This is a genomic window from Winslowiella toletana (assembly GCF_017875465.1).
GTDB classification, from domain to species: Bacteria; Pseudomonadota; Gammaproteobacteria; order Enterobacterales; family Enterobacteriaceae; genus Erwinia; species Erwinia toletana.
The window spans coordinates 3,768,754-3,792,702 of record NZ_JAGGMQ010000001.1 but is presented as its reverse complement, the minus strand read 5'-3'; the positions used below and the strand labels follow the sequence as shown (position 1 = coordinate 3,792,702).

Annotated in this window: 23 protein-coding genes; 7 read left to right on the top strand and 16 right to left on the bottom strand. The window is 53.4% G+C overall.

From position 1 onward, the window contains the following. Positions 1 to 43 precede the first annotated feature (43 nt). Genes J2125_RS17700 through ltnD form a run of 4 tightly spaced genes read right to left on the bottom strand, consistent with a single transcriptional unit; the run spans position 44 to position 3,619 of the window. Positions 44 to 820 carry an HPr family phosphocarrier protein gene (locus J2125_RS17700; protein WP_017799288.1) on the bottom strand — a complete coding sequence of 259 codons (777 nt, stop codon included), beginning with the start codon at positions 818 to 820 and terminating at the stop codon, positions 44 to 46. Positions 821 to 822: 2 nt separating this feature from the next. Further along, positions 823 to 1,446, bottom strand: a complete 624-nt coding sequence (gene otnC, locus J2125_RS17695) for a 3-oxo-tetronate 4-phosphate decarboxylase (protein WP_017799289.1) — start codon at positions 1,444 to 1,446, stop codon at positions 823 to 825. Beyond that, the gene (gene otnK, locus J2125_RS17690) at positions 1,443 to 2,705 is read right to left on the bottom strand and encodes a 3-oxo-tetronate kinase (protein WP_017799290.1); all 1,263 of its coding nucleotides are present in this window, start codon (positions 2,703 to 2,705) and stop codon (positions 1,443 to 1,445) included. The genes otnC and otnK overlap by 4 nt, the downstream gene beginning before the upstream one ends. Next, positions 2,705 to 3,619 carry an L-threonate dehydrogenase gene (ltnD, locus tag J2125_RS17685; protein WP_017799291.1) on the bottom strand — a complete coding sequence of 305 codons (915 nt, stop codon included), beginning with the start codon at positions 3,617 to 3,619 and terminating at the stop codon, positions 2,705 to 2,707. Before ltnD ends, otnK begins: the two co-directional genes overlap by 1 nt. A gap of 320 nt (positions 3,620 to 3,939) precedes the next feature. Here ltnD and ygbI point away from each other — a divergent pair, with 320 nt between their 5' ends. The 3 genes from ygbI (at position 3,940) to J2125_RS17670 (ending at position 6,345) form a co-directional block, all read left to right on the top strand. Continuing rightward, on the top strand, positions 3,940 to 4,701 hold the full coding sequence (ygbI, locus tag J2125_RS17680; RefSeq protein ID WP_026111458.1) for a DNA-binding transcriptional repressor YgbI: 762 nt from the start codon (positions 3,940 to 3,942) through the stop codon (positions 4,699 to 4,701). 143 nt (positions 4,702 to 4,844) lie between these two features. Further along, positions 4,845 to 5,090: a hypothetical protein gene (locus J2125_RS17675; RefSeq protein WP_017799294.1), complete on the top strand. Its 246-nt coding sequence runs from the start codon at positions 4,845 to 4,847 to the stop codon at positions 5,088 to 5,090. 172 nt (positions 5,091 to 5,262) lie between these two features. Further along, positions 5,263 to 6,345 (top strand): malate/lactate/ureidoglycolate dehydrogenase, encoded by a 1,083-nt coding sequence (locus J2125_RS17670; RefSeq protein ID WP_017799295.1) that lies wholly within the window; start codon positions 5,263 to 5,265, stop codon positions 6,343 to 6,345. A gap of 36 nt (positions 6,346 to 6,381) precedes the next feature. Here J2125_RS17670 and gntT read toward each other — a convergent pair whose 3' ends face one another. Next, a complete protein-coding gene (gene gntT / locus J2125_RS17665) occupies positions 6,382 to 7,698 on the bottom strand; it encodes a gluconate transporter (RefSeq protein ID WP_017799296.1) in 1,317 nt (438 codons plus the stop codon). Between the two features lie 316 nt (positions 7,699 to 8,014). Here gntT and J2125_RS17660 point away from each other — a divergent pair, with 316 nt between their 5' ends. Together J2125_RS17660 and J2125_RS17655 are read left to right on the top strand one after the other, a co-directional pair. Next, positions 8,015 to 9,154, top strand: a complete 1,140-nt coding sequence (locus J2125_RS17660; protein ID WP_017799297.1) for an iron-containing alcohol dehydrogenase — start codon at positions 8,015 to 8,017, stop codon at positions 9,152 to 9,154. A gap of 606 nt (positions 9,155 to 9,760) precedes the next feature. Next, positions 9,761 to 9,955, top strand: coding sequence for a hypothetical protein (locus tag J2125_RS17655; protein ID WP_017799298.1), 195 nt, complete (start codon positions 9,761 to 9,763; stop codon positions 9,953 to 9,955). A gap of 61 nt (positions 9,956 to 10,016) precedes the next feature. On the opposite strand, the gene J2125_RS17650 is transcribed toward J2125_RS17655, so the two are convergent. From J2125_RS17650 to J2125_RS17630, 5 genes are read right to left on the bottom strand one after another with little or no spacing between them, the layout of a single operon-like run. Further along, positions 10,017 to 11,459: a 6-phospho-beta-glucosidase gene (locus J2125_RS17650; protein ID WP_017799299.1), complete on the bottom strand. Its 1,443-nt coding sequence runs from the start codon at positions 11,457 to 11,459 to the stop codon at positions 10,017 to 10,019. Positions 11,460 to 11,481: 22 nt separating this feature from the next. Next, complete coding sequence (locus J2125_RS17645; RefSeq protein WP_017799300.1) at positions 11,482 to 12,915, bottom strand: glycoside hydrolase family 1 protein; 1,434 nt, start codon at positions 12,913 to 12,915, stop codon at positions 11,482 to 11,484. Positions 12,916 to 12,930: 15 nt separating this feature from the next. After that, positions 12,931 to 13,254, bottom strand: coding sequence for a PTS lactose/cellobiose transporter subunit IIA (locus J2125_RS17640; RefSeq protein WP_017799301.1), 324 nt, complete (start codon positions 13,252 to 13,254; stop codon positions 12,931 to 12,933). After that, positions 13,254 to 14,561, bottom strand: coding sequence for a PTS cellobiose transporter subunit IIC (locus J2125_RS17635; RefSeq protein ID WP_017799302.1), 1,308 nt, complete (start codon positions 14,559 to 14,561; stop codon positions 13,254 to 13,256). Before J2125_RS17635 ends, J2125_RS17640 begins: the two co-directional genes overlap by 1 nt. 2 nt (positions 14,562 to 14,563) lie before the next feature. Then, complete coding sequence (locus J2125_RS17630; RefSeq protein WP_017799303.1) at positions 14,564 to 14,881, bottom strand: PTS sugar transporter subunit IIB; 318 nt, start codon at positions 14,879 to 14,881, stop codon at positions 14,564 to 14,566. Positions 14,882 to 15,299: 418 nt separating this feature from the next. Here J2125_RS17630 and J2125_RS17625 point away from each other — a divergent pair, with 418 nt between their 5' ends. Continuing rightward, positions 15,300 to 16,310 (top strand): LacI family DNA-binding transcriptional regulator, encoded by a 1,011-nt coding sequence (locus J2125_RS17625; RefSeq protein ID WP_017799304.1) that lies wholly within the window; start codon positions 15,300 to 15,302, stop codon positions 16,308 to 16,310. Here the strand turns inward: J2125_RS17625 and J2125_RS17620 are convergent. After that, complete coding sequence (locus J2125_RS17620; protein WP_017799305.1) at positions 16,303 to 17,118, bottom strand: Cof-type HAD-IIB family hydrolase; 816 nt, start codon at positions 17,116 to 17,118, stop codon at positions 16,303 to 16,305. The two genes, J2125_RS17625 and J2125_RS17620, sit on opposite strands and share 8 nt — an antisense overlap. A 215-nt stretch (positions 17,119 to 17,333) precedes the next feature. Here J2125_RS17620 and J2125_RS17615 point away from each other — a divergent pair, with 215 nt between their 5' ends. Then, positions 17,334 to 18,110 carry an SDR family NAD(P)-dependent oxidoreductase gene (locus J2125_RS17615; RefSeq protein ID WP_017799306.1) on the top strand — a complete coding sequence of 259 codons (777 nt, stop codon included), beginning with the start codon at positions 17,334 to 17,336 and terminating at the stop codon, positions 18,108 to 18,110. Between the two features lie 37 nt (positions 18,111 to 18,147). On the opposite strand, the gene J2125_RS17610 is transcribed toward J2125_RS17615, so the two are convergent. The 5 genes from J2125_RS17610 to ymcF form a co-directional block, all read right to left on the bottom strand. Next, on the bottom strand, positions 18,148 to 19,413 hold the full coding sequence (locus J2125_RS17610; RefSeq protein ID WP_017799307.1) for a cytochrome c: 1,266 nt from the start codon (positions 19,411 to 19,413) through the stop codon (positions 18,148 to 18,150). Positions 19,414 to 19,418: 5 nt separating this feature from the next. Next, on the bottom strand, positions 19,419 to 21,188 hold the full coding sequence (locus tag J2125_RS17605; protein WP_017799308.1) for a GMC family oxidoreductase: 1,770 nt from the start codon (positions 21,186 to 21,188) through the stop codon (positions 19,419 to 19,421). Between the two features lie 46 nt (positions 21,189 to 21,234). Beyond that, positions 21,235 to 21,960, bottom strand: a complete 726-nt coding sequence (locus J2125_RS17600; protein ID WP_026111459.1) for a gluconate 2-dehydrogenase subunit 3 family protein — start codon at positions 21,958 to 21,960, stop codon at positions 21,235 to 21,237. Positions 21,961 to 22,497: 537 nt separating this feature from the next. Continuing rightward, positions 22,498 to 23,487, bottom strand: coding sequence for an aldo/keto reductase (locus J2125_RS17595; protein ID WP_026111460.1), 990 nt, complete (start codon positions 23,485 to 23,487; stop codon positions 22,498 to 22,500). A 142-nt stretch (positions 23,488 to 23,629) separates the two neighbouring features. Then, complete coding sequence (gene ymcF / locus J2125_RS25020; RefSeq protein ID WP_420883167.1) at positions 23,630 to 23,797, bottom strand: cold shock small protein YmcF; 168 nt, start codon at positions 23,795 to 23,797, stop codon at positions 23,630 to 23,632. Between the last annotated feature and the right edge of the window lie 152 nt (positions 23,798 to 23,949).

The following is a 23,949-nucleotide window of genomic DNA, read 5'->3' as shown; positions in this document are numbered from 1 at the left end:
GTAATGCATCCGACGCAGAACCATAATTTCACGCTATCTTTTGCTAACGAAAGGCATCAAACCATTTCAGGCCAGCCGTTGTATCACCACGCGGGAAATATTCACAACCAATCCAGCCGGAATAACCGATTTCGTCCAGCAGAGCAAACAGCCACGGATAATTCACTTCGCCTTCATCCGGCTCATGACGATGCGGTGCAGACGCGATCTGAATATGCTGATAATGACCGGCATATTCACGAATTAAATAACTCAGATTACCGTCCACCAGCTGCGCATGGAACAGATCAAGCTGGGTAAAAATATTATCGCGATCGATGCGTTTTACCATCTCCAGCGTCTGATACTGGCTGGCGTAGAGATAATGAGGTTTGGTCGTCGGATTTAACGCTTCAATCAGAATACGAATCCCGTGCGGGGCAAACCGCTCAGCGGCATACCGCATATTAGCGATAAATGTCTGGCAATACGCTTCACGACTGGCGCCCGGCGGCAGCGTCGCCGCCATGATATGCACCTGCGGACAGTCGAGCGCAATGGCGTACTCCAGCGCCAGATCGATATCACGGCGCGCTTCCTCTTCACGTCCGGGAATGGCGACTACGCCCCACTCCCCTGCCGCCACATTGCCCGGCGCGGTATTAAACAACACCAGTTGCAGCTGATTTTGTTGCAGTCTGGCTTTGAGCTGGTCTGCCGGATAGTCATACGGGAAGAGAAACTCAACCCCTTTAAAGCCGGCCGCCGCTGCCGCGTCAAAGCGGTCGAGGAACGGCAGTTCGGTAAACATGGTGGATAAATTCGCCGCAAACTTAGGCATGCTTAGCTCCTTAACTCAGCCACTTCGTCATCATTAAGATAACGAATCGGGCGATCGCCGAGGGTAAATATCAGACGAGCCGTCTCTTCCAGCTCTTCGGTATTGTCCGCCGCCTCACGCAGGCTTTTCCCCACCACCACCGGACCATGGTTGGCCAGCAGGAAAGCGTTGTAATACGGCGCCAGTTTCGCCAGGTCTTCGCCCAGACGATCGTCGCCCGGACGATAGTAAGGCACCACCGGCACATCACCGACGCGCATCACCACATAAGGGGTAAAAGGTTTAATACAGTTTTTGCTGTCCAGCCCTTCCAGGCAGGAGAGTGCGGTCAGATAGAGGCTGTGCAGATGCACGATAGCCTTACACTGCGGCTTATTCAGGTATATCGCACGGTGGAAGCTGATCTCTTTTGACGGTTTATCGCCGGAGACCCACTCGCCATCCAGCGTCACCTTTGACAGGGTGTCAGCCGTCAGTTCGCCGAGACAGGAGCCGGTTGGCGTCGCCAGCAGGCTGCCATCTTCCAGCAGCATCGACAGATTACCGGCGGAACCGGTGGCGTAGCCGCGCTGAAAAAATGACGCGCCCAGTTTTACCATCTCTTCGCGAGCTTGTTGTTCAGTCATAGTGGAAACTCCGTTTGTGCGCGGGCAAAGAAATTCTCATCGCCAAAGTTGCCTGATTTCAGCGCCAGCGAGATCGGCTGTTCGGTATCGCGTACCCATGGCACCCCTGGTGAGATAACCGGACCGATACAGAAGGCGCGCACGCCCAGCGTCTGCGCCACTACACCGGAGGTCTCACCGCCCGCAACAATAAAGCGGCGGAAATCACGCGCTTGCAGTTCGCGGACGACTGCGGCAAAGCACTGTTCAACCGCTTCGCTGCTGCGTGCCGCGCCATACTGCTGCTGGATCTGCTGTAACTGCTGCGCATCAGAAGTGGCATACAGCAGCGGCGCCAGTACGCCTTCGGCGTGCTTTTCGACCCAGTCACACAGCTGCAAAGCATAGGCCTGCGGATCCTGCAGACAGGCTTCCACCTCCACCACCTGCGCTGGCGCCTGCTGACGATAGATCGCCACCTGACGGTTGGTCATGGTGGAGCAGGAGCCGGAAATCACCACCGCACGCTTGCCCTGTGGCGCGCCCGCGGCCTGCGCCTGCTGTTTATCATGCGCGCCCGAAGCCAGCTGCCGCGCCAGGCCAATTGCCAGCCCGGAGCCGCCAGTCACCAGTTTCATCTGCTGCACGGCGGCACCCTGGGTTAACAGATGCTGCTCATGCAACGCGTCCAGCACCACATAGCGCACGCCGTCCGCTTTCAGCTTATCGAGCTGCTGACGCACCGCTTCAGGCCCCTGATCCAGCAGTGCACTGGCAATCAGACCCGCTTTGCCTTGCGCCTGGGCTTCCATCAGGCGTAGCAAATTGCTGTCGGTCATCGGCGTCACCGGATGATGGCGCATACCCGATTCACTCAGCAGCTGATCCATAACAAACAGGTAACCCTGGTAGACGGTGCGGCCGTTTACCGGCAGCGCTGGCGAGATAACGGTTTGCGTTTCTCCCAGCGCCTCCAGCAGCGCATCGGTGACCGGGCCAATATTGCCCGCCGCGGTGCTGTCGAAGGTGGAGCAATATTTAAAATAGAAGCGCTCACAGCCCTGCTGCTGTAACCAGCGCAGCGCGGCCAGCGAGTCACTGACCGCCTGTGCTGCCGGGCAGGAGCGTGACTTCAGGCTGACCACAATCGCTTCCGCGTCAATGCTCTCGTCGCCCGTTGGCACGCCATTCAGCTGTACCGTCGCCATCCCGTTCTGCACCAGAAAGCTGGCAATATCGGTGGCGCCGGTAAAATCATCGGCAATCACTCCAAGGCGCATTATGGTTGCTCCTTTTTTTCCGGCAGCGTGATGCCGCTAAAAATCTTGATTACCGCACTGTCATCCTGTTTGCCAAAACCGGCATTGCTGGCGGAAGTAAACATATTGAAGGCGGTGGAAGCCAGTGGCAGCGGGAAATGCAGCGCTTTAGCGGTATCCGCCACCAGTCCGAGATCTTTGACAAAAATATCGACCGCCGACTTCGGCGAGTAGTCACCGTCGACCACATGACGCATGCGGTTTTCAAACATCCATGAATTGCCGGCGGCATGGGTTACCACCTCATACATGGTATCGAGCGGAATGCCGGCGCGCGCCGCCAGCGCCATCGCTTCCGCCCCGGCGGCAATATGCACGCCCGCCAGCAGCTGATGGATAATTTTTACCGTAGAGCCGAGGCCTATTTCGCTGCCAATACGGTAAACCTTACCCGCAACTGCATCGAGCACCGGCTGTAGCTGATTAAATGCCGCCTCACTGCCGGAAGCCATTACCGTCATCTCACCAAGTGCCGCTTTCGCAGCGCCACCGGACACCGGCGCATCCAGCATCAGCAGCTGATACTCCGCCAGCAGCTGTTCAATCAGTTGCGCATCCTGCGATGATATTGTTGAAGAGACCATCACCACGGTGCCGGGTTTCAGCTTGCTGGCGACGCCATCTTCGCCAAACAGAATGGCTTTCACCTGGGCAGCGTTCACCACCAGTAACAGAACCGCGTCCAGTTGCGCAGCAAATGCCGTTGCGCTGGTTTCCGCCGCCTGCGCGCCGCTGCGACGCAATGTCTCCAGCGCCTGCGGGTTGAGATCGACGCCGAAGGTATTCAGACCGGCTTTAATACAGGATTGCGCGGCGCCCATGCCCATCGATCCCAGGCCAATCACGCCGACGTTAAGTGCTGATGTCTGTGCCATAGGTTCCTCGTGTTAATTTTGGTGATTATTTGTTTTGTTGTGTTAAGTATAAGCAGTCTGCTGCCACTTTGACGTGATATCACTCACATTTTTTAACGTCACACTCGCCTTATATTCACAGGAATTAACATTAATAATGGCATCATCGACAGAATAATTGCTTTTAATCAGACAGTTATCGCTAAACCTTAACAAATCACCAGTGGTAATTTTTTCGTCAGTCGGCTGAGCTGGCATGGGAATGTTAAAAAATGATAAAATTGCCGCCGCAGCAGCGCTATACTCGTAGCTATGGTGCTTTCAGTGAGAAAGGAGTCGCAGTGATACCAATACAACGTCATCAACAAATTTTAGCGCTGATAGCAGAACGCGGCGTGATTAGCATAAACGAGCTGACCGAACGCCTGGGCGTCTCGCATATGACCATTCGCCGTGATGTGCAGAAACTGGAAGAGCAAGGCGCGCTGTTGTCAGTATCGGGTGGCGTGCGATCCACCGAACGGCTGGCGGCTGAGCCATCGCATCTGGATAAAACCGCGATGTTCAGCAATGAAAAGTTTCTGATTGGTCAGGCCGCCGCGCGACATATTCCACGTAACAGCTGCATCTATCTGGATGCCGGCACCACCACGCTGGCGCTGGCGCGTGAGCTGGGCGATCGTGATGACCTGCTGATCGTCACCAACGATTTTGTGATTGCCAGTTTTATTATTGAATCCAGCCTGTGCCGTATGATCCACACCGGCGGAACTCTGTGTCGCGAAAACCGCTCCTGCGTCGGTGAAGCCGCTGCGCGTGCGCTGCAGAATCTGTCGATTGATATCGCTTTTATCTCCGCCACCTGCTGGGGTACGCGCGGGATTTTCACGCCGGATGAAGATAAAGTGATCGTCAAACGCACGGTAGCCAACGTCAGCAGCAAACGCGTGCTGCTGAGCGACAGTTCGAAATACAATAAAATCGCCACGTTTCTCGCCTTACCGCTGGATCAGTTTGATGCGGTGATCACCGACAGCAAACTGCCTGAAGGCGCGCAGCAGGCGCTGGCCGCCAAAGCACTGGAATTAACTCTGGCGCGCTAAATTCTGTTATTGCGAACAGGATCACGACTTGTGATTTTCCGCCGCAGTGCCGCTTCGCTGCTGTTATCCGTACGGCTAAACTTAAATCGTGGCTCAGGGCCTCAGTCGTTATCTGTTCCGTTAACAGCTACAGAGGAGATGTTATGAGCGCAATTGATACGCATATGGGCAGATATTGTTTAAAAGCACGCGATGCCGGCAATCATATCAAAGGCTCAATAGCGATTAATGATGAAGGCGGTAGCATGCTCTCCATGCAGGAGTTTGATGAGCACTACCTTGATGATGTGGTTAATAATGTGATTTACCCGGTAACCGGTGGCAATCGTGATATCACTCTGGTGTTACGCGATCAGATGGTGAAGGCTGGCTTCGAACAGCCACATTAAAAAAACAATTTCCTCGGGTCACACGCTGTGGCCCGAATTGTTTTACCGACGGGCGGCGTTATCGCCGCCCGTGTTCACGCTACTTCCCTCCCTGCGCATATGCTATAACTTGCTGATTACCACTTAACGCATTGATCTCAATAAACCTGATCAACCATCCCGGGGAGGTGTAGTGAACACTGAACAGCGTGTTAATAGTGAGCGCCTGCGGCAATTTGTGCAGGCTATCTGGATTTATGCCGGCAGCAGCCAGTCTGAAGCGGAAAAAGTGGCGGAACACCTGGTGGGCGCCAACCTTGCAGGGCATGACTCACACGGCGTCGGTATGATCCCCAGCTATATGCAGTCGCTGGCGGAAGGCCATCTGCAACTAAATCAGCATGCCAGAGTGGTAAAAGATGTCGGGGCGGTATTAACCCTCGACGGCAGCCAGGGGTTTGGTCAGGTGGTTGCCAGTGAGGCGATGGCGCAGGGTATTGAACGCGCGCGCCAGTTTGGTCTGGCGGCGGTCGGTTTGCATAATGCGCACCATATTGGCCGTATCGGCCACTGGGCCGAACAGTGTGCGCGCGCCGGTTTTATCTCTTTTCACTTCGTCAATGTGGTTGGCGATCCAATGGTTGCGCCCTTTGGCGGCAGCGACCGGCGCTTTGGCACCAATCCGTTTTGCGCCATCTTCCCGCGCGATGGCCAGCAACCTTTACTGCTCGATTACGCCACCAGCGGCATCGCCTTTGGTAAAACTCGCGTCGCGTACAACAAAGGTCACGCCGTCGCACCGGGTTATCTGATTGATCACCATGGCCAGCCGACCGAAGATCCGTCGGTGATGCATCAGCAGCCTTTTGGCTCTCTGCTGGCGTTTGGCGGGCATAAAGGTTATGCACTGGCTACGCTGTGTGAAATTCTTGGCGGCGCACTCTCCGGTGGACGCACCACCCACGATCAGACACTCAGCACCAGCACCAATGCCATCTTTAACTGCATGACGACCATTATTCTCAATCCCGAGGCGTTCGACGCACCAGCGATGCAGCAGGAAGCCGAAGCTTTTCTGCACTGGGTTAAGCAGTCGCCGCAAAGTGGCGATCAGGCGATTCAGATTCCGGGAGAGTGGGAAGCGGCGAATCGTGCCGCGCGGCTGGCGCAGGGGATTCCGATCGATACCACCAGCTGGCAGCAGATTTGCGCGGCTGCGCGCCATGCAGGTATGCCGGAAGAGGAGTTAGCGGCCTTTAACGCATTGATGCACTGAGATCAAAACGGAGAGGTCGCCCTCTCCGTTACGCTGTTAAATCACATTCGATAGCAGCAGACAACCCACCAGACCGCAGACCGAAATAATCGTCTCCAGCACCGACCAGGAACGAATGGTCTCGCCGATCGTCAGGTTAAAATACTCTTTAAACAGCCAGAAGCCCGGGTCATTGACGTGAGAGAAGATCACGCTGCCGGAACCGACCGCAATCACCATCAGTTCAGGGCTGGCGCCGGAGGTCACAATCAGTGGCGCGACAATGCCGCCCGCAGTAATCGCCGCCACAGTTGCTGATCCCAGTGCGATACGCAGTACGGCGGCAATTGACCACGCCATCAGAATTGGCGACAGGTTGCTGGCATGCATCATGCTGGCGATATATTTATCCACGCCGCTGTCCACCAGCACCTGTTTAAACGCGCCGCCGCCACCGATAATTAACAGCATCATGGCGATAATTTTAATCGAATCGGCGATGGTGCCCATCACCTCATCCATACTGCGGCCACGGTTCAGACCAAAGGTGAAGATAGCAATCAGCACCGCAATCAGCGTCGCCATAATCGGATCGCCGAAGAATTCCGCGTACGGCAGCAGCAGATGCCCTTTTGGCAACACCATCTCCGCCACGGCGCGCAGCGCCATCAGGATCACCGGCACCAGCGAAGTCCAGACGCTGACAGCAAAGCCCGGCATCTCGGCTTCAGTGAAGGTTTTCGGGTTATACAGCCCTTTTGGAATCGGCTTATCAATCCCTTTCAGAAAACGCGCATAGACCGGACCGGCGAGAATCACCGTCGGGATCCCCAGCAAGGTGCCAAACAGCAGGGTCTTGCCCATATCGGCATTAAACAGCGTGGCGATAGCGGTTGGACCAGGATGCGGCGGCAGAAAGCCATGGGTAACAGACAGCGCGGCGGCCATCGGCACGCCGACAAACAGCAGCGGCACGCGCGCCGAGGCGGCGATGGAAAATACCAGCGGCAGCAGCAGCACAAAACCCACCTCATAGAACAGCGCGAAACCAACGGTAAAGCCGGTTAACACCACCGCCCACTGAATATGCTTCTCACCAAATTTTTCGATTAAGGTTGTGGCGATACGCTGCGCGCCGCCGCAATCCGCCAGCAGTTTACCGAGCATGGCGCCAAAGCCCATAATCAGCGCCAGGCTACCGAGGGTACCGCCGACACCGTTTTTAATTGATTTGATCACGGTATCGACCGGCATTCCCTGCATCATACCGACCGCCAGCGCGACCAGGATCAGGGCAATAAATCCATTCAGCTTAAAGCGAATCATCAGCAATAGCAGCAATACTACCCCGACGGCAACGATGACTAATGGCATAAATTCTTCTCCGCGGCATACTCACCGTCAGCGATGCAGACGGCGGCATATTTATCATTATGGTCCACCGCTACAGGTGACAGGACAGCAAGCGGTTGGCAGGGAAACAAGTTACAACCCGGACGTTAGCAGGTTGTTACCGATAACATGTTAAGCGTAACATTTGCGCTGTGATATCCCCTGGACGGGCATAATTTACATTCTGCGAGGGCGATCAAAGTTTTGTGCTGTGCGCTGCTGCTGATTTTTTCCCCCATATCAGCTCGCAGGCGGTAAACTGTCGGCCTGGTTGTAAGCAGAAAAGAGGGAATACCCAATGAATTTCAGTCAGATGCTGGCCAACAGACAGACTATCTTCGGCAATGGCAGTCTCAGTGAACTTATCCCGCTGCTGAGCGCCACTCCCGTCCCTACCCTGCTGTTCTGTGGCCGTTCATTTTTAAACAGTGAAGGTTACGCCACGATTAAAACGCAGCTGGATGGTCTGATTATTGATCATGAGATCGTCAGCCATGAGGCGTCGCCGGATGAGATTGACGGCTGGGTCGCGCGCTGGCGCGGAAAGGTCGCCCGCGTGGTCGCCATCGGTGGCGGCAGCGTGCTGGATGCAGCGAAAGCCTTTGCCGCCCTGTGCGAACATCCGCTTAATACCCTGCGCTATCTGGAGAAAGTCGGTGACAGTAAACTCAGTGGCAACACCCTGCCGCTGATCGCCATTCCGACCACCGCTGGCACCGGCAGCGAAGTCACGCAAAATGCGGTGGTGACCGAGAAAACGCATATCCGGGTCAAAGCGTCACTGCGCCATGCTAACTTTGTGCCGCAGATTGCCATCCTCGATCCGCAGCTGTTGAAAGGCACGCCGGACGCGGTTCTCACCTGCTGCGCCATTGATGCGTTTACCCATCTGTTTGAAGCTTACCTGTCAGCGAAAGGCAATGCTTTTACCCGTCACACCGCCATCAGCGGCATGCAGGCGTTTATCGCTGGCTGGCCAGCGCTGAATGACACTGGCACGCGCGGCGATGCGGCACGCGAACAGATGATGATGGCTTCCTGGCTGGGGGGCGTGAGTCTGAGTATGGCGGGTCTTGGCGTGATCCACGGTATTGCCGGTGAGCTGGGCGCGATTAAAGATTATCATCACGGCGAAGTCTGTGGCCGTCTGCTGCTGCCGTTTCTGACCCTGCTTAATCAGAGCGAACATCCCCAGCAACGCCAGTTAATGGCGGAACTGGCGGACAAGCTGTTTGCTGAATCCAGCGCCACACCCGCGTTACAGCTGGTCGAATGGCTGAAAAGCCATGCCATCAGCCCGTTCTGGCTACAGCCGCAACCGCTAAGTGAAGCCGATAAACAGTGGATTCTGGCACGATCCAACAGCAAAAATTCACTGGTCACTTATACGGAACAGCAGCAGCGTCAACTGCTGGATGCTGCCTGGCCGAAAGAATAATCCGTCTGAGCACTGAAAAAATGCTGTTATCCACCATAAATTCAGTGCTCAGGTTAACTATTTCATAACGAAACTAAATATGTGATTTGTGACAAACATAACTCGGCAATTCGACAGCCTGATTTTATAACAAACAAAAAGCACATTTCCTCGATTGGGGATAATAGATCTTCGCCGTCATTAAGGCATTGTGTGAATTATAAAAACTGCCAAGGAAAACTCTTTTCTCCATCTCCGGTATCAACTTACAACCTTTAATATGCACTGCATGAAACCCGTTTCTTTGCGGCGTCCTGGTCACGTAATAATATGCGAACACTGTTCAGCCCCCCACGGTTTGTTTAGTTTTATTAAAGCGATTGAATTATACGCTTGCTACTGAACACAGCTGACCAGACTGTCGCATTTCTGTAACTTTAGGATTTTTTGCTGGCGCCTGGCGCGTAAAAAGTGAATTCCATTTACCGGTAGCGCGGCCTGTCCTGCCGGGGCAGTGGGAAGTGCTGGCAGCATTTTTTGCAAAATGCTTTAGCGGTGGCAAAAAAAAATGGAAATTGGTGCTATAGGTAGCAACAGACCAGGTGAGCGAATTAACAGGTGAACCCCATGAGCTACGATGTGCAATCCGGCGTTATCGAACAAGAGGTGGGTGAAGCGGTGCTGGCGATGATAGCCACACGTGAGCCTATCAGCCGTTCAGGCATTATCAATTACTTGCATAAAAAGCGCGAAGAGACCGGCAACGCGGCCTATAAAGAGATGTTACGCCACGTCGCCGATCAGATGCGTCAGGCACGATAGCGACACGGGCGGCGAGAACGCCGCCCCTACAGTAGGGGAGCCGTTTTCGGCTCCCGGGGTGTTAAATTTTCTCGCCATTACTGGCAATCACCGCTTTATACCAGGCAAAACTCTTCTTACGTGAGCGCGCCAGGCTACCGCTGCCATCATCATGCTTATCCACATAGATAAAGCCGTAGCGTTTACTGTACTGACCGGTGGTAAAGGAGACGCAGTCAATACAGCCCCACGGGGTGTAACCCATCAGATCAACTCCATCTTCAATCACCGCTTTTTTCATCTGTGCAATATGCGCCTGCAGATAAGCGATACGATAATCGTCGTTGATCTCGCCGTTAGCCTCCACGCGATCCACCGCGCCGAAACCGTTCTCAACGATAAACATCGGCTTCTGATAGCGCTCATAAAAGGCATTCAGCGTATAACGCAAACCTACCGGGTCTATCTGCCAGCCCCACTCCGATGCCTGCACATGCGGATTCTTTACGCTGCCGTTAAAACCGGCAATTGCATCCCCCGTGGCGTTGTCTCTGGCCGCAGCCTGCACCGCATTACTCATGTAGTAGCTAAAGCCCAGATAGTCGGCGCAGCCTTCCAGCAGCGTCTGCTGATCGTCGGCTTCCATCTCAATCTGATAACCTTTACGCGCCCATTCGCTCAGAATATAAGAGGGGTAATAGCCGCGCAGCTGCACATCGCCAAACAGATGGCGTTCACGCATCGCCTCTTGCGCAAACATCACATCATCCGGATGGCAGGACCACGGGTAGAGTGGCACCAGCGCCAGCATACAACCGATCTTAAACTGCGGATTAATCTGATGACCCAGCTTCACCACTTTGGCGCTGGCGACAAACTGATGATGCAGTGTCTGATACATCGCCTGTTCCGGATTGGGGTGCTGATTAAAAATCACCCCGGAACAGCAGTAACCAAACAGCGGATATTGCCAGTTACGCTGGTTGTTAATTTCGTTAAAGGTCATCCAGTATTTTACTTTCGCCTGGTAACGCTTCATCACCACTTCACTGTAATGGACAAAGAAATCAACCACCTTACGGTTTAACCAGCCGCCATACTCCTTCACCAGATGGTACGGCATCTCAAAGTGCGACAGGGTAATGACCGGCTCGATATTGTATTTAAGCAGTTCATCAAACAGATCGTCGTAAAACTGTAAACCCGCCTCATTTGGCTGCTGTTCGTCGCCATCAGGGAAAATCCGCGTCCAGGCAATTGAGGTACGGAAACACTTAAATCCCATCTCGGCGAACAGCGCAATATCCTGCTTATAATTCGAGTAAAAATCGACTGCCTGGTGATTCGGATAGCTGTATCCTGGCAGAACACCGTCGGTAATCACCCGGTCGACGCCATGCGCGCCGCCGGAAAGCACATCACAAATGCTGATGCCCTTGCCCCCCTGATCCCAACCACCTTCAACCTGATGCGCTGCTACCGCGCCGCCCCACAGAAAGTCTTGCGGTAATTGTTGTTCAGACATCTTATTTCCTTTTAAAGAACCGTTAATATTCGACGCTATTCGCCAGATTCTGACCATTGCTCTGAATGACGCGCTGATACCAGGCAAAACTTTTCTTCTTAAAACGCGCGAGATCTTTCAGATCGTGTTCGTCACGATTAACGTAGATAAAGCCGTAACGTTTACGGATCCCCTGGTGGGTGCTGACCAGATCGATCGCTGACCACGGGCAGTAGCCAAACAGCTCCACACCATCGGAGATCGCCAGCTGCAGCTGTTCGATATGCGCGCTCAGGTAATCAATGCGGTAGTCGTCATAGATCTTGTTGCCCGCCGCCAGTTCGTCAAAAGCGCCGAGGCCGTTTTCAGTCACGATTAACGGCAGATGGTAGCGGTCATAAATTTCACGCGCGGTGATGCGGAAACCCACCGGATCGATATACCAGTTAAACTGATTCTTCTTCAGCCAGCGGTTTTCAGTGCCGACATAGACGGTTTTGTCGATGCCAGCCAGCTGCTGATCGACCAGCTGATCGGGCGTCTGCTCATCTTCCTGCGGCAGATCGGCGCCGACGGTCGCGGAAGCGTAATAGTTAAAGGCGATAAAATCAGGTTTGCCCTGCCGCAGAATCGCCATCTCCTCATCGGTTATGGCTGGCAGATAGCCCTTCTCCGCCATAAAACTCCAGGCCACGGCGTTATAGCGTCCGAAACAGGCCAGATCGAGATACAGCCAGTTGCGAATCGAGGTGAAGTTATTGGCTGCCAGCACATCTTCCGGCCGTGAAGTGGCGGGATAGACGCAGGAGATATTCGGCGCCGGACCGATTTTGGCCTGCGGCAGCAGCTGATGGCAGGCGATCATCGCTTTCGCCTGCGCCAGCATCATATGGTGATTCTGCTGATACAGCGTTTTTTGCGGATCCGGGGTGCCGGGCGGCAACGTGCCGATCACCTCCCCTTTCAGGATCATCATATTTTGTTCGTTGATCGTCAGCCAGTAATTGACCCGGTCGCCATACAGTTCAAAGGCGGTGCGGGCGAAATGCTCAAAGGCGTCAATGGTCGCCGGATTTGACCAGCCGCCCTGCTCCTGTAACGCCCACGGCAGATCGAAGTGATACAGCGTTACCAGCGGTTCAATATCGTGCTGACGCAGTTCATCAATCAGCTGCTGATAAAACGCCACGCCTTCCGCATTCAGCTCACCGCTGCCCTGAGGAAACAGACGGCTCCAGGCAATCGAGAAACGGTAAGTTTTCAGCCCCAGTTCGGCAAACAGCGCCACATCCTGTTTAAAGCGATGGTAGTGGTCGCTGGTGACGGTAAAGTCGCTAATCTGATCGCTAAAGATGGCTTTATCGATCACCGAGGGGCCTTTCCCCCCCTCGTTCCATGCGCCTTCCACCTGATAGGCTGATGTTGATGCGCCCCACAGAAAGCCCGCAGGAAATGGTTTTAACTGCTGGTGTCTCATCCTCTTCTCCTGAAATTAACGCTGTTTAAGTGCCGCAATCTCGCGATGTAAGCCAATGATCTCTTCCGCCAGTTCGCGGCACAGCATGGCGTTCATCAAATGGTCCTGTGCATGCACCAGAATCAGATTGACCGGGATCTTGCCGCAGCCTTCATCGGCGCCAATCAGCGCGGTTTGAATTTTATGCGCCTCTTTAGCCGCAGCAGTGGCGCCGCTCAGCAGCTCATCAGCTGTCGCCCACTCATATTTACGCGCGGCGCGCAGTGCTTCCATCGACAGCGATCGTGCTTCGCCCGCATGGATAATCAGCTCCATCACCGTTGTTTCATCAAGTTCCATTAGTGGCTCTCCGCAGGTTGCAATGTCTCTTCTTCTTGCGCCAGCAGCTGACGCTCATACATTTTGAAGAACGGGTAGTAAATCAGGGTCGATACGCCAATCAGCACCGCAACCAGGATAATCGCGCGGAAATCCCAGCCGGTAGACCAGGCGGCGCCAATCGGTCCCGGGGTGGTCCAGGGCGCCAGCGACACCACATGATTCACCAGGTCGGTACGGGTGGCGATCCAGGCAATAATGGCGTTGACCAGCGGCGCGGTAATAAACGGAATAAACAGCAGCGGATTCATCACCACCGGCGAACCGAAGATAATCGGCTCGTTGATATTGAACATGCTTGGCACCAGGCCCAGCTTGCCAATCGAACGCAGATGCGCCGCACTGCTGCGCAGATAGAGGAACACCAGCCCCATGGTGGAACCGGAACCGCCGACAACGATAAAGAATTGCCAGAATGGCTCGATAAAAATCTGAGTAATCGGCGCGCCGGTATTCAGCGCCTGCTGGTTAATTCCGAGGTTGGTCAGCCAGAACGCCTGCAAGATACCGCCAACAATCACCGCGCCGTGAATACCGGCAAACCACAGCAGATGACAGAGCAGCACGGCAATTAATACCGCAGGCAGTGAATCGGATGCCGAGATAATCGGCGCAAAGATCGCCATAATCGCCTGTGGCAGCAGCATGCCAAAATGGCTCTGCATAAACAGACTTAGCGGGAACAGCGTCAGGAAGATCGCCAGAATCGGGATCAGCAGATCAAAGGACTGGCGGATCTTCGGCGGCACCTGCTCGGGTAATTTAATGCCGATATGGTGTTTCTGCAGAAAGTGCATCAGCTCGGTGGTATACAGCGCCACCAGAATGGCGGTGAATATGCCTTCGCCGCCCAGCGAACCCACCGGCAGGCTGCCATTGCTTTGTGGCGCGGCCACCAGCAGAAATGACATCAGCGACAGACAGGCGGCCATAAAGCCGTTCATTTTGTAGCTCTGCGCCAGGTTATAGGAGATAGCACTGGCGATATACACCGCCATAATGCCCATCGTCATATTATACGGCATCATAATCTGGTCAGAATAACGCGCCACCATCCCCAGCCACCATTTGGCGATCAGCCACTGGCTGTCAGCACTGAACGGCGGATGGGCGAACAGCAGCATAAATGAGCCCACAATCAGGAATGGCATCGACGAGATAAAACCATCTTTAATCGCCACCACATGCCGCTGGTTGGAAAGTTTTGCTGCTACCGGGCTGATTTTATTTTCGATAATGCCAAATAATGACTCACTGATTGTGCTCATTATTATTCTCCGTGAGACTGAATTAATGCCAGCGCATCATGCAGCACTTTCTTGCCATTCATCATGCCGTAATCCATGGTATTAATGACCGCAACCGGTTTCTGCTTCTCAGCGGCAATCGCCTGGAACTCGACTAATTTATACTTAATCTGCGGCCCCAACAGGCAGCAGTCCCAGGCCGCAATCTGATCAGCGAATTCATCAAAACCCACCGCCTGCATCTCAACGGCAATGCCCTGTTCTTTCGCCTCTTTTTCCATTCTCTGCATCAGCATACTGGTAGACATCCCGCCGGCGCAGCACAGTAATATTTTATTCATCCCGATCTCCTTACCTGTTGTTTACCCAAATTTAGGCAAATCAAGCAACAATCTGCAACCGGTTTCATATTACTTTTCACATTTTGTGATTCGGATCGCAAACGACCAGCAAGGGATAAATTCATGATTAAGATCGGGGGGTTTGATCACAGAGCAAAATAATTACTACGCCGCTATGATTTATTTTTAACGAAAAAAAAGAAGCCTTATAAAGTATTTATTTCATCGTTAACCCTTACCCTTTACTATAACTATACGGTAAACTCTCTGACTAATCGGGCGGCGAAAACGCCGCCCCTACAATGTTTCAGAGATCCGGTTGCAGGGGCGGCTTTTCGCCGCCCCTGCAATGTTCAGAGATCTGGTTGCAGGGGCGGCGTTTTCGCCGCCCGCCTGGAATCCATTCAAGGAACTTCGTATGACAACGATGCTTGACGTGGCCAACAAAGCCGGTGTTTCCAAGGCAACGGTTTCACGCGTACTGGCCGGAAATAGCTATGTCAGCAAAACCACCAAAGACCGCGTGTTTAAAGCGATTGAAGAGACCGGTTACCGCCCTAATCTGCTGGCGCGCAACCTGGCGACGCGCAAATCGCAAAGCATTGGTCTGGTGGTCACCAATACTCTGTACCATGGCCCCTACTTCAGCGAATTGCTGTTTCAGACCGCGACCCTGACGGAAAACCATGGCCGCCAGCTGATCCTTGCCGATGGTAAACACAGTGCGGAAGAGGAGCGCCAGGCGATTCAGTTCTTACTGGATCTGCGTTGCGACGCGATTATTATTTATCCGCGCTTTCTGACGCCGGCAGAAATGGATGAGATCATTGAGCAGCATCAGCAGCCGATTATGGTGGTTAACCGCAAGCTGGAACGCCATCCGGATAACTGTGTTTACGCCGAACATCAGCAGGACAGCGTCAGCGCGATCAATTATCTGATTACGCAGGGGCATCGTGAGATTGCTTTTATCAGCGGTTCGCAGGGGTCGCCGACCAGTGAAAGCCGCTATGCTGGCTATCAGCAGGCGTTGCAGGAAAACGGTATTGGCTGGGAGGCTGCACGGGTGGTGCATGGCGACTGGACACCCGACAGCGGGCGCGTCGCCGCTGAAACCCTGCTGGCGCGCGGCGTCAGCTTTAGCGCCCTGGTCGCCAGCAATGATGATATGGCGACCGGCGCCGCGCGGGCGTTCTACCAGGCGGGCATTGCGGTGCCGCAACAAATATCGCTGCTCAGTTTCGATGATATTCCGATGGCGTCGTTTTATATTCCGACATTAACCACCGTGCATGTGCCGGTAGCGGAAATGATTAAAGATACGCTGGACCGGCTGGTTAATTTGCTGGAGGGTAAGCCGAATCCACCGCTTACCCCCTTCCGCGGCCAGCTGATTATTCGCGAATCGGTCACGCCAGCGATTAATTAAATGGCGGCTGGCGATCAATAATCTGCTGAATCACATTTAACACACCTTCGTCATTATTACTGTCGGTCTGGTAATTTGCCGCGTCCTTCACTCTCTGCGGCGCATTGGCCATCGCAAAACCATAGCCCGCCTGCGTCAGCATCTCCAGATCGTTACCGCCGTCGCCAAACGCCACCACCTGATGATCTTCGATGCCCCACTTTTTCTGTAACAGCGCCAGTCCGTGCGCTTTATGTAAACCAGGAATAATCAGATCGACCGAACCATGTCCGCTGGTGACCGGTGTGGTCACGCCATTGTGGGCAATATCGATATTACGCATAAAATCCGCCACATAATCGTCCGACAGATTGAGGGCAAATTTGAAAATGGTGTCGTCCACCTCGTCAATGCTGTCGATCTCTTGCAGGCGATGACAGTAGTGCGTCATTTTCTGATAATAGTCCGGGCTTTGACCGCGCGGAATATAAGCACTGTTTTTGCCGCAAATCACATAGTTCAGGTCACTGATCTGCGCCAGGGTGGCGAGAATCGCGCGGACATTTTCATTACTGAACTCACCGACAAAAATATCCTCCTGCTGGTCGACAATATAAGCGCCATTTTCGGCGACAAAAGCGATTTCCCGTTCAATATCCGGAAAGAAAGATTTTAACTGGAAATACTGATTGCCGCTGGCGACCACAAAGCGAATATCGCGCGCTTTCAGTTGCTGATATTGCCGCGCGAAACGCGCCCGGTTGTACTGTTTGTGACTGTCGAGAAATGTACCATCCATATCCACCGCGATCAGCTTAACCTCAGACATACTCTCTCCCGTTATTTTCCCGGTTAACATGATTAAACAGGCTAAAGCTTAGGGTATTTCTCACTATCAACAGCAATAAAATTGCGCATAAGTGACCAAAAACAGATTAATCCCGTGATGACACAATGTGATACAGAGTGGCGGCGATCTGCGGCTGAATCGTGTCTACACTGAATAACATCCTTAGTTATCGCTGATTTGCACAGGAGAAGATAATGAACATTGATTTAACCGGCAAAACCGCCGTAGTGACGGGTTCAACCAAGGGGATTGGTAAAGGGATCGCGCAGGGTCTGGCGGCGGCCGGCGCCACAGTGGTGGTGACCGGCCGGACCCAGGCGCAGATTGATCAGCTGGTCAGTTCGCTGGGCAATAACGCGCGTGGCCATCTGGTGGATTTAGGCACCGAAGCAGGCTGTAGCGCACTGGTTAAGGCCGAGCCGCACTGCGATATTCTGGTCAATAATGTCGGTATTTTCCCGCAAAGCGACTTCTTTGCCACCGACGATCGGGTCTGGCAAAACATTTTTGATATCAATGTGATGTCCGCAGTACGCCTGAGCCGCGCGTGGATGCCGCAGATGCTGAAAAATAACTGGGGCCGGGTGGTATTTCTCTCTTCAGAATCGGCGATCAATATTCCTGCCGATATGATCCACTACGGTTTCAGTAAAACCGCCCTGCTGGCGCTGTCGCGCGGACTGGCGAAAGCCGCTGCGGGCAGCGGCGTCACCGTAAATTCGGTGCTGCCTGGCCCGACGCTGTCGGATGGCTTTGCCGATTTCTTTAAACAGGAGCTGGAGCAAGGCGCTGATCTTGAGCAACTGGGCGTGGAGTTTGTGAAAGCGAACCGCCCGACGTCAATTATCCAGCGAGCCGCCAGTGTCGAAGAGGTCAGTAATATGGTGGTGTATGTCTGTTCACCGCAGGCGTCAGCCACTACCGGTGCAGCATTACGCGTTGATGGCGGCGTGGTGGAAACGCCATTCTGAAACCCGCTACCCGCCGTCTGGCGGGTAGCGCGCTTTATCAGTGAGTCTTCAGCTTCTCACGTACATCTTTAACCTGATCGGCGGTCACCGCCGGGGCTTTATTGCTCCATCCCTGACGGATAAAGGTCGCCAGCTGCGCCACTTCATCATCATTCAGACGCTGCGCAAAACCAGGCATCACCAGCGTTGACGGTGCACGCGCGGTGGATGGCTGCTGCGCGCCAGCCAGAATGGTATGAATCAACCCACCCGGATCCTGCGCATTAACAATCGTCGCCTGATCCAGTTCAGGGAAGATCCCCGCTGCGCCTTTGCCGCTAACAAAGTGACAGGCGCCGCAGTTATCCAGATAGAGACGTTCCCCCAGATTCAGGTTTTTCGCCGCCGTCAGTTTTGCTTCCGTCGCCTGCGCCGCTGACGCATCTCCGGTCGCCAGCGCCGGATTGCCGCCAAGGAACTTCAGATAAGAAGCGATCGCCTGCAGATCGGCATCGGTCATATATGAGCTGCTATGCTCGACCACCGACGTCATTTCACCGCCAACCGCCGCTTTATCATTACGGCCGGTAGCCAGATAATCGACAATCTCTTTCTCGCTCCAGCGTGGCAGACCACGCAGTGAAGGCACTTCCCAGCCGTTAAGATTGCCACCGGCGAGGAACTGCTCGTCGCTGCTGTCGAGCGCTTTCTCATTCATGCCAATACCACGCGGCGTATGGCAGCTGCCACAGTGACCGAGGCTCTCCACCAGATAAGCGCCGCGATTAATCTCGGCTGACGCGCCGCCAATTGGCTGGAAAGGCTTATCGCTGGCAAACGCCCAGTTCCAGAAACGCATCCCCCAGCGCTGGCTAAACGGGAAGCTGAGATCGGTTTCCGGCGGCTGCTCAGCGCTTGGTTTCACACCCTGCATAAAGTATGTGTACAGCGCATGCATATCTTCATCGCTGATTTTGGCGTAATCCGGATAGGGCATCGCCGGATAGAGGCGAGTGCCGTCCGGCAGCACGCCTTTCCGCACCGCATCATTAAACTGCTGCTCGCTGTAATTGCCGATGCCATGCTGTTTATCCGGCGTGATATTGGTCGACCAGATGGTGCCCAGATTGGACTCAATCGCCAGACCACCGGCAAACTCCGCTTTACCCGGAATGGAGTGGCAGGCGCTACAGTCGCCGAGGCGGGAAACATACTCGCCCTGCTTAATTAACTGAGCATCATCCGCCTGCGCGTTAGCAACCAAACCCAGTGCGGCCACCAGCGCATTTGCGATAAAAAAACGTTTAGCATTCATCATTTTCATCTCACTTATGCCTGAACCAGTGGACCAGGATTTTTCAGATACTGATCTTTAATCGCCTGCGCCGCCATTAAGGTGATCGCCCCGATGGTATCAGTCGGGTTAGCCTGGAAGTTCTGCGGGAACGCATTACCGCCTGGCACAAACACGTTATGCACGTCCCAGCTCTGCAGATAACGGTTCAGCGCAGAGGTATCCGGCGACTCACCCATCACCGCGCCGCCGACGTTATGGGTAGAGACATATTTGGTCAGATCGAAATGCGCATCCATACCGAGGAAGCTTTCGCTGTAACTGTCAGGGTTCAGCTCTTTGGTGATATCGCCAACAATGCCGCGCAGATGCTGCTGCAGTTTCAGTTCGTTCGCTTTCCAGTCGAAGGTCATACGCAGCAGCGGATAACCGTACTCATCCTTGTAGTTAGGATCGAGATCGAGATAGATATCGCGATAGGACATACAGGTGGTGGTGATGCTGATCTTCATCGAATGGCCGTACCACTCTTCCATGCCATCTTTCCAGCCTGCGCCCCAGCCCGGCGTCCCTTTCGGTAACGCGGTGCTGATTGGCGTACCGGTCGCCTGCGAACTGTGGATCTTCGCGCCGCCGATAAAGCCCAGTGACGGACCATCAAAGTTACCTGGCGAGATATCATTAAACATCTGGCCGGTAGCGCCTGCGGTGGCGAACGGATTGAAGTTTTTATCTTTAAAGAACAGCGTGGAACCGCCGTTACTCAGGAACGCGTAGTTACGTCCCACCACACCTTCATTGGTAATCGGGTTATATGGCTTACCGATGCCGGACAGCAGCATCAGGCGCACGTTGGCGAACTGGAAGCTGCTTAGCACCACGATCTTCGCTGGCTGGAAGCACTCATTGCCCTGCTCATCGATATACACCACCCCTTTGGCAGTTTTCTTATCGTCGTGCAGCACCACTTTCATTACGTTGGCGTTAACTTCATAGGAGAAGTTATCCATACGTTTCAGCGCATCCATCACCGCGGTTTGCGGCGAAGCTTTGGAGTAGTTCAGACAAGGATATTTGCTGCAGTAACCGCAATAGTTACATGGCGCAATCTGGTTGCCATACGGGTTAGTCCAGGCGCGCGATACGCAGGCGGAAGGGTTCGGGAACGGATGGTAACCGAGCTTCTTCGCGGCTTTGACAAACATGGTGTTGTTCAGCGTGTCATCCAGCGCCGGCAGCGGCATTGGATTGGCGCGTGGCCCTTCAAACGGGTCGCCGCCTTCGAGAATCTGACCGCGCAGGTTGCCGGTGTTGCCGGACTGACCGCAAATCATCTCAAATTTTTCGTAATAAGGTTCGATCTCTTCCCAGCTAAAAGGGAAATCACCGATCTCCATCTCTTCCTGCAGAATGCCCGGCTTATAAGCCTGCTCAGCGTAGGTTTTCAGTTTCAGATCGATCGGTGTTGGACGAATTAATACTGCCGTCCAGTGCAGGCCGGAACCGCCGACACCATTACCGGGACAGAAAGCGCCCCATTTACGCGTCGGCAACGCGGTCTGACTCATATTGTGACGCACGGTTACCGCGGCTTCCGCCGGGGTCGCCATCACTTTATTACGCACCGCATAGGCGTATTCATCAGCCGGTTTCGGATATGCAAATGCGTCGTAACCACGGTCCGGTCCACGCTCCAGCGCGCGAACTTTTAATCCCGCCATTGCCAGCTCGATACTCATCAGCGAACCAGCCCAACCCAGGCCGACTACGACGACGTCGACTTCTTCTTTATTCACCTGTGCCATTGTTAAACCCTGTCAATTCTCAAAAACGAAAAAGTGCTCAAACCGTTCAGGCGCGTTCGCCTTTGACACTGACCGGCCCTAATGGATATGGAATGTTGTGCTGCTTTACCCATTCCAGATAGCTGGCGCGCGCGCCCGGAAAGCCAATGGCAATCCATGCTTTCATGCCTTTATTGCCACCGTACATCGGGTCGGAGAGATAGCCGTGTTTGGTTTCGGACAGCAGTTCACTGAAAAACTGGGACGCTTTCAGATCGTCAGTACCCATGCTGGCGAAATCGACGCCGTTTTTCTGTAATTGCGTCAGCACTGCATCTTTGTCCTGTTCGGACAACTGACTGAAAGGTTTCTGGTATTGCTGCTGGCACCAGCGATTAGTGAGCTCGATTCCAGTTTTGAAAATCTGCTGTGGACGATAAGGGATCTGATACCCCATAGTCGCATCTGCATGTGGCTCGAACGGCCCCTGCATATAGATTTCATCGCCCATTTCGGTGTGCAACTGCTGGTCGATAAAGATCGGCACATTGGTTTCCAGCGCGCCTGGCGCTTTACCTTTACCACCTGCGGGGATCAAACGATCGCAGGCGGCCATCACAAACTGCCACTGTTCAGCGTTAAAGAAGATCGGTTTATAGTCGAGCAATTCCGGGGCGGCCATTTCTGCAGCCTGGGCAGCAGTCAGACCTTTAAAGATCATGTCGCTGACTGGCAAAGCCATTAGCGACCCGATTAAAAACTTACGACGGGTAGTTTCTTTTTGAAGGAGCATAGCATTACGACTCTCACATGCTTAAAGGTAACAAGGAAGTTAATAGTTAGTTATCGGCCTGGATTCTGAGAATAATATAGACACACATATTTCAAAGTGTAAAAAAGATATAAATTATATGTTTAGTTTAATTTTCTGTACAAACACATAATTTCGCTGATGCCACTAACCTGTTGTAAGCCAGCAGAAATCCATAAAAACAGTAATGATATGCTGAATAAGACGCAAATTGCCTTAGGGTTGACCGGAAATAATTCCCTTCAGTGACTGTCATTAAAATGAACTTATAAAAATAATTATATTTGATAATGATTATTATTTAATTTAATTGCGTATATTTTAAGCAAAAATGAGATAATGATTACTATTCAATAATAAAGACATTCCATCTTTAATTATTGTTAGCCATTTAGTTTGCCGGGGGCGGCTTCTGAAGAGGGTAAGGCGGTTAACGGATGGGATATGTCAGCGGCGGACAGCACCGCGCAGCGTTTACTCGCTAAAGGCCGCGCTGCGCTACCCGCCGCAAAAAAGGATTTAACGCCCTACCCGGTTCTGCAACTCTACCGGATAACGTGCACCCTGCACCTCAATACCCGCGAGCGCACTTTCAATAATGCTCAGTTCATCACGACTCAGGTGCAGTTGCGCCGCGCCGATATTCTCTTCCAGCCGGTGCAACTTAGTGGTGCCAGGAATCGGCGCAATCCACGGCTTTTGCGCCAGCAGCCAGGCGAGAGCAATCTGCGCCGGAGTGGCATCCTTCTGCCGGGCGATATTCGCCAGTTCATCAACCAGCAGCTGATTCGCTTTGCGTGCCTCAGCGCTAAAGCGCGGCACTTTATTGCGGAAATCGCTGCTGTCGAAGGTGGTATTTTGATTAATCGCGCCGGTGAGAAAACCTTTACCCAGCGGACTAAACGGCACAAAACCAATGCCCAGCTCTTCAAGCGTCGGGATAATTTCCTGCTCTGGTTCGCGCCACCACAACGAATATTCACTTTGCAACGCCGTCACCGGCTGCACCGCATGGGCGCGGCGGATAGTCTGCGCACCCGCTTCCGACAGGCCAAAATGTTTCACCTTACCTTCGGCAATCAGCTGCTTAACAGTACCGGCAACCTCTTCGATCGGCACATTGGGATCGACACGATGCTGGTAAAGCAGATCGATAGTGTCAGTATTCAGCCGTTTTAGTGAGCCTTCCACTGCTTTACGGATCTGCTGCGGGTGACTGTTAAGCACCTGACTGTTATCGGGTTGCGGCAGATCGAAGCCAAACTTAGTGGCAACCACCACCTGGTCACGAAACGGCGCTAAAGCTTCGCCCAGCAGCGCTTCATTAGCAAAGGGGCCATAGACTTCAGCGGTATCGAAAAAGGTCACGCCGCGCTCGAAGGCGGTACGAATTAACGTGATCGCCTGCTGCTTGTCGGTTGCCGGACCATAGCCGAAGCTTAATCCCATACAACCGAGTCCCAGAGCGGAAACTTCCAGACCATCGCTACCCAGTTTACGTTGTTGCATATTGTCCTCCGACATTATTGCTGCCAAAGGAGATAAATTATCCCCCGGCTGCCAATACTTTAGGAAGCCAGAGCAAAAAAAACTATGGGGGATTCTGAGCTAGAGGTTATGAACGGGATTCATCAATCGGGCGGCAGGAGGATTAAGCGTGGCTGTGAGCGGGCAAAACCTTATTATTAGCGACCTGAGAGCTGGCTGTCATACCAGATTTGCAAAAGATACACACTGCACCATGAGGATTCTTAGAATTGACATCGAACAGGGAGAGGCGGTACTGCTGACCGTGACAGCACGGACATTTAAATTTAATAGTAATGATAAAAACCTTTCTTTTATTAATTGAGATTTAACTCTAGCACGCCCTCAGAAATCTGTCTGATTTATTTTCATTACTTTGCTTTCCGCCATTCTTTTCCGTGGTGAAAGCGCGCCGGCGCAGGCCCGGCGGGCCTGACGCGCACG